9 protein-coding genes and 1 tRNA gene are annotated in these 10,929 nt (G+C 64.2%); 8 read left to right on the top strand and 2 right to left on the bottom strand.

Annotated elements, in window-relative coordinates:
• Positions 1-352 precede the first annotated feature (352 nt).
• Together BRA62_RS02510 and serA are read right to left on the bottom strand one after the other, a co-directional pair.
• A tRNA-Val gene (locus tag BRA62_RS02510) sits at positions 353-426 on the bottom strand.
• Positions 427-559: 133 nt separating this feature from the next.
• Positions 560-2,143, bottom strand: a complete 1,584-nt coding sequence (serA, locus tag BRA62_RS02505; RefSeq protein WP_292364552.1) for a phosphoglycerate dehydrogenase — start codon at positions 2,141-2,143, stop codon at positions 560-562.
• A gap of 94 nt (positions 2,144-2,237) precedes the next feature.
• Between serA and ppsA the strand changes: the two genes are divergently transcribed.
• Genes ppsA through BRA62_RS02465 form a run of 8 tightly spaced genes read left to right on the top strand, consistent with a single transcriptional unit; the run spans position 2,238 to position 10,809 of the window.
• A complete protein-coding gene (gene ppsA, locus BRA62_RS02500; RefSeq protein WP_292364551.1) occupies positions 2,238-4,532 on the top strand; it encodes a phosphoenolpyruvate synthase in 2,295 nt (764 codons plus the stop codon).
• Entirely contained in the window at positions 4,525-5,622 is a 1,098-nt protein-coding gene (gene mfnA, locus BRA62_RS02495) for a tyrosine decarboxylase MfnA (RefSeq protein WP_292364550.1), read from the top strand. The genes ppsA and mfnA overlap by 8 nt, the downstream gene beginning before the upstream one ends.
• The gene (hpt, locus tag BRA62_RS02490; protein WP_292364549.1) at positions 5,615-6,166 is read left to right on the top strand and encodes a hypoxanthine/guanine phosphoribosyltransferase; all 552 of its coding nucleotides are present in this window, start codon (positions 5,615-5,617) and stop codon (positions 6,164-6,166) included. Before mfnA ends, hpt begins: the two co-directional genes overlap by 8 nt.
• Positions 6,144-7,097, top strand: a complete 954-nt coding sequence (gene dph2 / locus BRA62_RS02485) for a diphthamide biosynthesis enzyme Dph2 (protein WP_394339980.1) — start codon at positions 6,144-6,146, stop codon at positions 7,095-7,097. Before hpt ends, dph2 begins: the two co-directional genes overlap by 23 nt.
• Positions 7,094-7,705 carry an METTL5 family protein gene (locus BRA62_RS02480; protein WP_292364547.1) on the top strand — a complete coding sequence of 204 codons (612 nt, stop codon included), beginning with the start codon at positions 7,094-7,096 and terminating at the stop codon, positions 7,703-7,705. The genes dph2 and BRA62_RS02480 overlap by 4 nt, the downstream gene beginning before the upstream one ends.
• Positions 7,706-7,710: 5 nt before the next feature.
• Entirely contained in the window at positions 7,711-8,880 is a 1,170-nt protein-coding gene (locus BRA62_RS02475; protein ID WP_292364546.1) for an MFS transporter, read from the top strand.
• A 43-nt stretch (positions 8,881-8,923) separates the two neighbouring features.
• Entirely contained in the window at positions 8,924-10,573 is a 1,650-nt protein-coding gene (locus BRA62_RS02470) for an ABC1 kinase family protein (protein ID WP_292364545.1), read from the top strand.
• Positions 10,574-10,611: 38 nt separating this feature from the next.
• Positions 10,612-10,809 carry a hypothetical protein gene (locus BRA62_RS02465; protein WP_292364544.1) on the top strand — a complete coding sequence of 66 codons (198 nt, stop codon included), beginning with the start codon at positions 10,612-10,614 and terminating at the stop codon, positions 10,807-10,809.
• Positions 10,810-10,929 lie beyond the last annotated feature (120 nt).

Here is a 10,929-nt window from a genome sequence, read left to right as displayed (position 1 = left end):
CGGGTGCGTGGATTGAAATTGACAATCCTTACCCTCCTCCTCATGGCCGGGGCTAGTCGCACCCTTCACAGGTGCGTGAAATATCAACCTTGCTACCGGCCTCCTAGATGGAACAGCCTGCCCTCTCCTCGGACGTCTGAGACGGCACGGATTGTATGGAAAGTCCTGAAAAAACGCATGTGGGTTTCGGACACAATTCCTGCGGAAAAGCAGGGGGGCGGAGATCGTGCTCAGGGGGTGGCACAATAACTCGCGTGTCGCCAGCACAATTTTGTTGGAATTATGGGTTCATTTGAGCAACATTGCGCCCAGAAAATAATTTCATAAAAGCGCTTGTTTTCAAAAACAATGATGGGCTCGCTGAGATTCGAACTCAGGACCTCCGCCATGTCAAGGCGACGTCATAACCAGCTAGACCACGAGCCCGTGTCTGCCCGACGATCAATAAGGTTGGTGCTCCGGGTATAAAATTATTCGCTTGCCTCAAAAACCGCTCCGTGCCGGCTCAGCCGCATCGGGGGCCGGGACGCGGTGCAAAAGGGGGTGACGATCCGACCGATCAGATCTCGGCGTGCTTTGCCGTGTGGATGCCGTCGATCTTCTTGATCTCGTCCATCGCGTCGGCCGGCACCGCGGAATCGACCGTGAGGACCATCAGGGCCTCCTCGCCGGGCTTGTGGCGTCCCACCTGCATCCCCGCGATGTTCACGTTCACCCGGCCGAGGATTGTCGCGGCTTTGCCGATGACGCCCGGCTTGTCGGTGTGGCGGGAGATGACCACGTGGCCGGTCGGGGTCAGGTCGGTCATGTAACCGCCGATGCTCACGATCCGCGCGCGGTTCGGGCCCGAAACGCTCCCGCTCACCGTCTCGGTCATTCTGTCGGTCTTTGCGGTGATGGTGATGATATTCTTGAACCCCTGCGCTTCCTCCGTCGTCGTCTCGCTCATCCGGATGCCGCGCTCCTTTGCCACGAACTCGGCGTTCACGATATTGGCCGGCACCTGGAGGATCGGGTCGAGCATGCCCTTCAGGATAACACGGGTGACGAACTTCGTGTTCGGTAACTGGGCGGCCTCGCCCCCGTAGGTGATCTCGAGCGACTCGAGCCGTCCCTCGACGAGCTGGATGAGGAGGCTGCCCATCTTCTGCGCAAGCATCGCGTAGGGCTCGACCAGCGCCTGCTGCTCGGCGGGGATCATCGGCGCGTTCACCACGTATTTCGCCGCGCCGCCGGATAGAACGCTGATGCACTGGTTTGCGACCGAGACCGCGACGTTCTTCTGCGCCTCGACCGTGCTCGCCCCGAGGTGTGGGGTGACGATAACCCTGTCGAGCCCGAGGAGCGGGGAGTCCGTCGGCGGCTCGCTCTCGAAGACGTCCAGCGCCGCACCGGCGACCTTGCCGCTCGCAATCGCGTCTGCGAGCGCCTTCTCGTCGATGATCCCGCCGCGTGCACAGTTGATCAGCCGGACGCCGTCCCTCATCGTCGCAATCGTCTCGGCGTTGATGACGTGGCGCGTCTCCTTGATCAGCGGCGTGTGGACCGTGATCACGTCCGCTCTCCGGAAGAGCTCGTCGAGCGGCACCAGCTCCACACCGAGGTTTGCCGCCCGCTCCTTACTGATGAAGGGGTCGTAGGCGATGCACTTCATCTCCATCGCCCGTGCACGCTTCGCCACCTCGTTACCGATACGCCCGAATCCCACGATGCCGAGAACCTTGTCGTTGAGTTCGACGCCCATGAACTTGGAGCGCTTCCACTCGCCCTTCTTGAGCGATGCGGTCGCCTGGGGTATATTGCGCGCGAGCGAGAGCATCATCGCCATCGTGTGCTCCGTGGCCGCCAGGGTGTTTCCCTCGGGAGCGTTCGCGACGATGATGCCCCTGCGCGTCGCCGCCTCCGTATCGATATTGTCGACCCCGGCGCCGGCACGGCCGATGAACTTGAGTCTCTCTCCTGCGTCGATGACCCGTGCCGTCACCTCGGTTCCCGAGCGCACCAGCAGGGCATCGTAGTTCCCGATAATATCTGCGAGCTGATCCTCGGTCAGCCCGGTATTGACATCCACGTCGCAGAATTCCTTCAGGATGTCAATCCCTTCCTCTGCCAGCGGGTCGCTGACCAACACTCTATATTTCACGGTTCAACCCATACTAGTTCAACATCATATGTATTGATGCTTTTTCCTCCGAAATCTTTTATGTAATGGTGAGAAGTATATGTGTGGTGCGAGCATGAAGGAAATGCCCAACGTTTTGTGGCTCGAAGAAATAAAAAAGGAAGATATCGTCTCCGTAGGTGGAAAGGGGGCCTCTCTTGGGGAGATGACCTCGATCGGCCTTCCCGTGCCGAAGGCGTTTGTGGTGACCGCCCAGGCATTCCGAAGGTTTCTTGTAGAGACCGGGATCGAAGATGCACTCTTCCGCAGACTGGAGCGTCTGGATGTCGACGACAACGGAGCGCTGGAATCGGTCTCCAGGGACGCTCAGGACCTCGTCCTGAGCGTCGAGATCCCCGATCAAATCAGAGAGGAGATTACCGATGCATACTCCCGGATGGGGGCTGACGGGACGGTTGTCGCCGTCCGGTCGAGCGCCACCGCCGAAGACCTGCCCGATGCCAGTTTTGCCGGCCAGCAGGAGACGTTTCTCAATATTCTCGGGGAAGACGACCTTCTTGACGCGGTCCAGCGGTGCTGGGCCTCCCTGTATGGCGCGCGGGCCATCTACTACCGGGCAAAACAGGGGTTCGACGACCGGAGCGTGAACATCGCCGTCGTCGTGCAGGAACTCATCCGGTCGGAGAAGTCCGGCGTCATGTTCACTTCCCACCCCGTCACCGGCGAGCCCCTGCCGATCATCGAGGGCTCCTGGGGGCTCGGCGAAGCCGTCGTCTCGGGGGCCGTCTCCCCGGACAACTACGTCTTTGACCTGCGCTCCGAGCGGGTTGTCGACCGCCTGATCGCCGAAAAGGAGATCATGATCGTGCCGGAGGGCCAGCACGGGACGAAGGTCGTCGAGCTCTCCGGCGAACAGCGCACCGGCCCGGTCCTCTCCGACGCGGAAGTGGCGCGCCTTGCAATGCTCGGCAAGATCGCCGAAGACCACTACGGCGTCCCCCAGGATATCGAGTGGGCGATCGTCGGGGACGACGTCTTCATCCTCCAGTCCCGGCCCATCACGACCATCCGGCGCCCTGAGATCCCCCGTGCCGGAGCGGAACCCGCAGAAAAGCCCCGGGGCGCGCTCGGCGTGATGCTGCTGGAAGGCCAGGGCGCTTCCCCCGGCGTCGCGAGCGGCCGGGTCGCGATCGTGCGGGACGTCAAGGACACGAGCGCCGTCAAGGACGGCGACATCCTGGTCACCAAGATGACCAACCCCGACATGGTGCCGGCGATGCGGCGGGTCAATGCCATCGTCACCGACGAAGGCGGCATGACCTGCCACGCGGCCATCGTGAGCCGGGAACTCGGGACACCCGCGGTCGTCGGGACCAAGAAGGCGACGAAACTCTTGAAAGACGGCCAGATCATCACCGTCGACGGCGAGAAGGGCATCATCTACGAGGGAGCGGTCGAGGCGCCGGCAGCGGCGGCACCGGCAGCCGCCCCGGCGGCGGGAGCACCCGCTCCGGTCATCACCGGCACCCTCGTCAAGGTGAACGTCTCCCTCCCCGAGGCCGCACAGCGGGCCGCCGCCACCGGAGCGGACGGCGTCGGCCTTCTGCGGATCGAGCACCTCATCCTCGGCCTCGCGAAGACTCCCGGCTGGTACATCGAGCACGGCGCCGAAGAAGAGTTCATCGCCGAGCTCTACGGCGGCATCAAGACGGTGCTCGACGCCTTCCCGGGGAAACCCGTCTGGGTCCGGACCCTGGACGCCCCGACCGACGAGTTCCGCAACATGGAGGGCGGCGAAGACGAGCCGGTCGAGCACAACCCGATGCTCGGCTGGCGCGGCATCCGCCGGGACCTCCGGAGCCCCGAACAGTTCCGCCTGCAGGTGGAGGCCTTCAAGAGGCTCTGGGCCGCGGGCTATGACAACCTCGGCGTGATGTTTCCCATGGTCAACCACCCCGACGAGTTCGTCCGGGCCCGGGCGATGATGAAGGAATGGGGGGTCGACGTGGAGAACGCGACCATCGGCGTCATGATCGAGGTCCCGAGCAGCGCCATCCTCATCGAGGACTTCATCAGGGCCGGGATCCGGTTCGCCTCGTTCGGGACGAACGACCTCATCCAGTACACGCTCGCCATCGACCGGAACAACGAGCACGTCGCCGATATGTACCAGCCCAAGCACCCTGCCGTGCTCTGGCTGATCGATTACGCGATCAACGCCTGCCGTGAGCACGACGTCGAGTGCTCCATCTGCGGCCAGGCCGGCTCCGACCCCGATATGGTCACCTGGCTAGTCGGGCACGGCATCAACAGCGTCTCCGCAAACATCGATGCGGTCCCCCGCATCCGTGAGGCCGTAGCGCGGAAAGAGCGGCAGATCCTCCTTGATGCGGCGAGAAGAAATGCGTGAAGTTGGATGCCCTGAGGAAGATCTTTTCTCCTTCCTTTCGTCAAAACGGCGGGAGGACATCGGTTACCGGAATATCCTGAGTTCGATGTGCACGCCGCCCCACCCGGTCGCGGCACGGGCGCATGCGATGTTCCTCGAGACCAACCTCGGCGACCCCGGGCTCTTCCCCGGGACGGCCGCGCTCGAGGAGCTCCTCGTCGAGCGGCTCGGTACGCTGATGCACCTCCCGGACGCCGGGGGATACGCAACAAGCGGCGGAACCGAGTCGAACATCCAGGCGTTCCGGATCGCAAAGAAGCAGAAACCGGTGAAGTCCCCGAACGTGGTGGTCCCGGCGTCGAGCCACTTCTCGTTCCAGAAGGCCTGCGACATCCTGGGGCTTGAGATGCGGACAGTTCCGCTCGATGGCGAGTTTCGGATGGACACGGAGGCACTCGACGGTCTCGTGGACAAAAGCACGGTCGCAATCGTCGGTGTCGTCGGGACGACGGAGTACGGCATGGTCGACCCCATCGTTCGCCTCTCCGAGGTTGCCGAAGACCGGGATGTCTTCCTTCACGTCGACGCCGCGTTCGGCGGGATGGTGGTCCCGTTCCTCGACCGCCCCATCCCGTTCGACTTCCGGCTCCCCGGCGTCGACTCCGTCTCCGTCGACCCCCACAAGATGGGGATGAGCACCATCCCGGCAGGCTGCCTCCTCGTTCGGAACCCGGCGTGCTTCTCGAGTCTCAACGTCGATACCCCTTACCTGACGGTGAAGCGGGAGTGCACCCTCGCCGGCACCCGGCCCGGGGCGTCGGTGGCCGCGGCCGTTGCGGTCCTCGAGTACCTGGGGATGGACGGCATGCGGGCTGTGGTCGCCGGATGCATGGAGAACGCTCGAAGGCTGATCGAGGGGATGGAGACGCTCGGCTACCCGCGAGCGGTGACCCCGGACGTCAACGTGGCGACGTTCTCCTGCGACCGCGCGCCAGCCGGCTGGCGGGTCTCGACGACCCGGAACGGGCACATGCGGATCGTCTGCATGTCTCACGTCACCCGCGACGTGATCGAGCAGTTCCTGAACGATATGAGTGATACAAATGCTTGAACGGTTGATTCATTCGCTGGAAACCTCCCCGGTCATGAAGCGGGGAGAGTACAACTACTTCATCAACCCGATCACCGACGGGGTGCCGCTTCTCGAGCCCGCGCTCCTTCGCGAGATCGGTTGTGCCATGGTGCGGATTCTCGACCTTGAGGGCGTCGACAAGATCGTCGTCTGCGAGGCGATGGGCATCCACATCGGTGTCGCCTTCTCCATGATGACCGACATCCCGCTGGTGGTCGTCAGGAAGCGCTCCTACGATCTCCCCGGGGAGGTCGCGGTGCACCAGACCACGGGCTATTCGAAGGGAGAACTCTACTTAAACGGCGTCGCCGCGGGCGACCGGGTCGTGATCATCGACGACGTCTGCAGCACCGGGGGGACGCTCCGCGCCCTCATCAGCGCCATCGAACAGGTGGGTGCCGAGATCGCCGACATCTGCGTGGTCATCTCCCGCGGTGACGAAGATATCGGCCGCCCGCTCAAGACCCTGGTCAGGATCGAGGTCTCCGAGACGCAGGTGCGTGTCGTTGATACCTGTCTCTGACCTTATCGAGAAGCTCCGCGAGCGCGGAGTGCGGAACGTCGCCCTCCAGTTCCCCGCCGGCCTCGCCCGGCAGGCTCCGGGGACGGCCGCCGCCCTCCGCGACGCGGGGTTTGAGGTAATCGTCAGCGGCGACCCCTGCTACGGGGGCTGCGACCTCGCGCTCGATGCGCTCGCGTATGCCGATGTCCTGGTGCACTTCGGCCACGCACCTGTCGAGGAGCGCCCGGAAGTAATCTACGAGCCGGTCCGCTTTGACTTCGACGTAAACGCGCTTGAAAAGGCCCTTCATCTCCTTACCGCCCGCCGCATCGGCCTCGTCACCACCGTCCAGCACGTTCACCTGCTCGGCGCGATGACGGCGTTCCTCCGCGAGCACGGCATCGAGGCGGTCGTCGCTCCCGGTGATCAGCGCACGCCGACTCCTGGGCAGGTGCTCGGGTGCAACTTCGCCGCCGCACGGGCAACGGGGGCGGATGAGATCCTCTTCGTCGGGACGGGGGTCTTCCACCCCATCGGCATCCGGCTCGCCACCCGCTCAAGGGTGGTGGCGCTCGACCCCTACACCCGCGAGGCGCAGGAGGTGGATGCCGACCGCCTGGTCCGCCGCCGCGCCGCGGTGATGGAGAAGGCCCGGGATGCCGCGAGCTTCGGGATCATCGTCAGCACGAAGAGCGGGCAGCAGCGGATGGACCTCGCCAGGCGGCTCGTCGCCCTCTCGGATAGAGCCTTCCTCGTCGCGATGCGCGAAGTCTCGCCTGCCGAGATGCTCGACCTCGGGTTTGGGGCCTACGTGAACACCGCCTGCCCCCGGCTCGCCTACGACGACCAGATCCGGTTCCCCGTCCCGGTGCTGACCCCGCCGGAGTTCGAGATCCTCTGCGGGGCCCGGGCCTGGGACGACTACGCCATCGACGAGTACCTTGCACCATGAACCTGCGGCAGCTTGAGATGCGGCTCGAACGCCTGGAGGGCTTCGAGCGGCCGACGGCCCGGCTCGAGCAGTACCAGACCCCGGCGCCGGTGGCGGCCCGCCTCCTCCACCATGCCGCGATGCAGGGGGCGATCGGGGGGCAGCGGGTCTGCGACCTCGGGTGCGGGACGGGGGTCCTTGCATGCGGCGCCGCCCTCCTCGGGGCATCGGCCGTGACCGGGCTGGACATCGACCCGGCCGCGATAGCCGTCGCCCGGCGGAATGCAGAGGCACTCGGCGTCACCGTCGAGTTCCTGGTCGCCGACATCCGGGACCCCGATCTCGACCGCTCAAGCCTCGCCTGCGACACCGTCGTGATGAACCCGCCGTTCGGGGCGCAGAAGGCGCACGCCGACCGGCCGTTCATCGATCTGGCGCTCGAACTCGCGGGCGTTGTCTACGGCATCTTCAACGAGGGCTCGACCCCGTTCGTCGCCGCCTACACGGATGGCCGGGCAACGATCGAGGAGGTGATCCGGTGCGCGTTTCCGATGCGGCGGACGTTTGCGCATCACCGCAAAGACCGAGTAGATATCACGGTCGAGGTCATACGCTTAAAGAGGATCTGACAATCGTGGCTGTTGATACCAAACCGGTCTGGGGGCTCTCCGCCGCCCACCTGGTCACCGACCTCTACTCGCCTGTTCTCCCTGCAATCCTCCCGCTCCTCATCGCGGACCAGGGCTACTCGTTCTTCCTCGCCGGGCTGATCGTCACGGTCTACAACCTCACGTCGTCGTTCGTGCAGCCGCTCGTCGGCTGGGTCTTCGATACCCGGGGATTTGCGGTCCACGTCGGCACGAGCGTGGCCATAAGCGCGATCTTCATATCCATCGTCGGGCTGCTCGACAACTACTTCCTCGTCCTCGCATCCGTCGCCGTCGCGGCGCTGGGGCACGCCTTCTTCCACCCGAGCGCGCTCGGCACCGTCAGCCGTCTGGCCAGGGACTCAATCCGGGGCCGGATCACCTCCTACTTCGTCATCGGCGGCAACCTGGGCTACGCGATCGGGCCCATCTGCGCGGGTGTAGCCGTCGGCCTCATGGGCCTTCCGGGCCTTGTTATCCTCGCCGTCCCCGGCATCGCGATCGCGGTGGTACTCAGGCGTATCCTGCCCGCTCCCGACCGGGACGCCGTCCCGGAAATGCCCGGCCCTGCTGCCAAACCCTCCTACCGGGCGATCGGCCTCCTGGTCGCGGCCTCGGGCCTCCGGGCGTGGGCGATCTTCGGCTCGGTCGCCTTCCTTCCCACCATCCTCACCATGCGGGGGTTCGACCTCGTGACCGCGAATATCCTGGTCTCGGGCACGCTCATCGCCGGGGTCGTGGGGCAGGTGGTCGGCGGTGTGCTCTCCGACCGCTACGGCCGCAAAGAGTATACGCTCGTCGGGCTTGTTGCCGCCATCCCGCCGTTCGTCGTATTCCTCACGTCCGGCGGTATTCTCTCGCTCGCCGCGCTGATGATCTTCGGATTCATTCTCTGGTCGACCTTCGCCGTCACCGTAGCCATGGCCCACGAGATTGCCCCGGGCAACGTCGGGCTGGTCTCCGGCCTGATGCTCGGGCTCGCGGTCGGCGTGGGCGGGATGGGGGTCTCGGTCACCGGCTGGATCGCCGATATGACCACGCTGACGCTCGGCCTCGCAACGATCCCGCTCGCGATCGTCCTCGCCGTGCCGCTCTTCCTCTTCGTCCCCTATCCCTGGAAGTCCCTCGTACGTAGCCGCCCCTCCTCCCGGGGATGATCCGCCCCATCCCTTAAGTATCGGGAGTGCGGATTCATCGCCGATGGTCACCCGGCTCCGGCGCTACCGCCAGATAGCGGATGTGCTGGTCAAGTACGGCTTCGGGATCCTCGTCGAGGAGGTCATTCCCGGGAGCGAGCGGTTACGGATATTCCGCAAGCCCCCCGAAGAGAAACGATCGGTATACGAGCGGATCCGGCTTGCTATCGAGGAACTGGGGCCCACCTACATAAAGTTCGGCCAGATCATGAGCACCCGCCGTGAACTCCTCCCGCCCGAACTGATCGAGGAACTGCAGAGGCTGCAGGACCGGGTTGCCCCTGTTCCGTATGAAGACGTCCGGCCGGTGATCATGAAATACTGCAAAAACCTCGAGGAGTGTTTCGTTATCATCGAGGAGGAGCCGGTCGCGGCGGCCTCCCTCTCGCAGGTGCACCGGGCCGTGACGAAAGACGGCCGGGTCATTGCCCTCAAGGTGCAGCGCCCGGGAATCGTCGACCTGATCGAGACCGATCTCCTGATCCTGCAGTCGCTCGTGACACGGGTGGAGTCGATGTTCCCTGACCTGCGGGTATACAACCTGCGGGGCATGGTTGACGAGTTCTCGGCCCAGATCCGGCGCGAACTGGACTTTACCCAGGACGGGATGAACGCGGAGCGCCTCAGGCGGAACCTCGAGGACGTCCCGTGCGTGAAGATCCCCGCCATCCACTGGAACCTCTCCGGTCCCCACCTGCTTGCGATGGACTACGTCGAGGGGGTGCGGATCGACGACGTGGAGGCCATCCGGAGTCTCGGCCTCTTCCCCGAAGAGGTCGCCGACATCGGTTTTTCCGCCTACGTTAAGCAGATCTTTTCCGACGGGTTCTTCCACGGGGACCCCCACCCGGGCAACCTCCTGGTGACGGACCAGGGCGAGATCGTCTTCCTCGACTACGGCATCGTCGGCGTCCTCCGCCCGGAAAGAAGACGGGTCTTCGTCGATCTCCTCCTCGCCATGACCCGGACGGACGTGGCCGGGGTGATCGCGGCGCTCGGGAAGCTCGACGTGCACATCAGCCCGGCGGACCTCGACGCCGTAAAAGACGACCTCTACCTGGTTTTGCTCGACTACCGGGAGATGAAACTCGAGCGGGTGAACTTTGCAATCGCCATCCGGGGCCTGACCGACACCCTTCGCAGGTACCACATCCGGGTGCCGTCCACCCTGATGCTGATGATGAAGGTGATCGTCATGGTGATGGACATCGGCATCCGGCTGGACCCGACGTTTAACTTCGACCAGAGAGTCCGGCCGTACCTGCTGGAGATCGCCGCGCAGCAGCGGTTATCTCCGGATAACGTGACTGGCGCGGTGCGGTCCCTGATCGACGCCGCGGAGGGTCTGCTTGCCATCCCCGGAAACGTGAACGAGACCTTAAAGACTCTCTCGGAGGGCACCGTCACGCTCGAGCTTGAAAACCGTGACCTCAACGAGATCGTCGGCGTCATCGACCGGACGAGCGACAAGATCATCGTCGGGCTGGTGGTCGCCGCGATCGTCGTGGGTTCGTCGCTGGTGCTCCGGATAGCGGATCTCCCCGTCCCCGGGTACGTCTCGATTCTCGCAACCGCGGGCTACGTGGTTGCGGTGCTTGTCGGGTTTTATGCGGTCTACCGCGTCCTCAGGTATAGCCGCGGGTTAAGACGGTAAACGATGGTTCGTTACGCGACTGGCCAGAGGGCAGGAGCGTGAGCACCGTCAGGTGCGAAGAACCGGAGTTTGAGAAGACCGAAGGCCTTCGCTGTGCGACGGTTCGTAGCGCGATGGTTCGTAAGAACCGGAGCGTGAGCACCGAAGGTGCGAAGAATCAGAGCATGAGAAGAGCGGAGGTCTTCGAGTGGGGGAGGTCGTCCCAAAAAGATCTCCGAACCTTCGGTATACCCTAATTGGAGCCCTTACTTCCCAGGTATCTACCATCTGAGCTGCATTCTGAGCGAGAAGGGTGAAACGGCTTTCCATTGGATATCGCACCTTCGGTGCTCAGGCTCCGTTCCTGCCGGGACGTC

This window comes from Methanoculleus sp. UBA208 (genome assembly GCF_002498065.1).
Taxonomy (GTDB): domain Archaea; phylum Halobacteriota; class Methanomicrobia; order Methanomicrobiales; family Methanoculleaceae; genus Methanoculleus.
The sequence above is the reverse complement of the archived record's forward strand: the minus strand, read 5'-3'. Positions and strand labels throughout refer to the sequence as shown.

Bases quoted from the DNA above. Each gene is read 5' to 3' on its own strand.
- hpt (WP_292364549.1), top strand. From the start codon at position 5,615: ATGCTTGAACGGTTGATTCATTCGCTGGAAACCTCCCCGGTCATGAAG.
- BRA62_RS02480 (WP_292364547.1), top strand. From the start codon at position 7,094: ATGAACCTGCGGCAGCTTGAGATGCGGCTCGAACGCCTGGAGGGCTTC.
- BRA62_RS02470 (WP_292364545.1), top strand. From the start codon at position 8,924: ATGGTCACCCGGCTCCGGCGCTACCGCCAGATAGCGGATGTGCTGGTC.
- ppsA (WP_292364551.1), top strand. From the start codon at position 2,238: ATGAAGGAAATGCCCAACGTTTTGTGGCTCGAAGAAATAAAAAAGGAA.
- mfnA (WP_292364550.1), top strand. From the start codon at position 4,525: ATGCGTGAAGTTGGATGCCCTGAGGAAGATCTTTTCTCCTTCCTTTCG.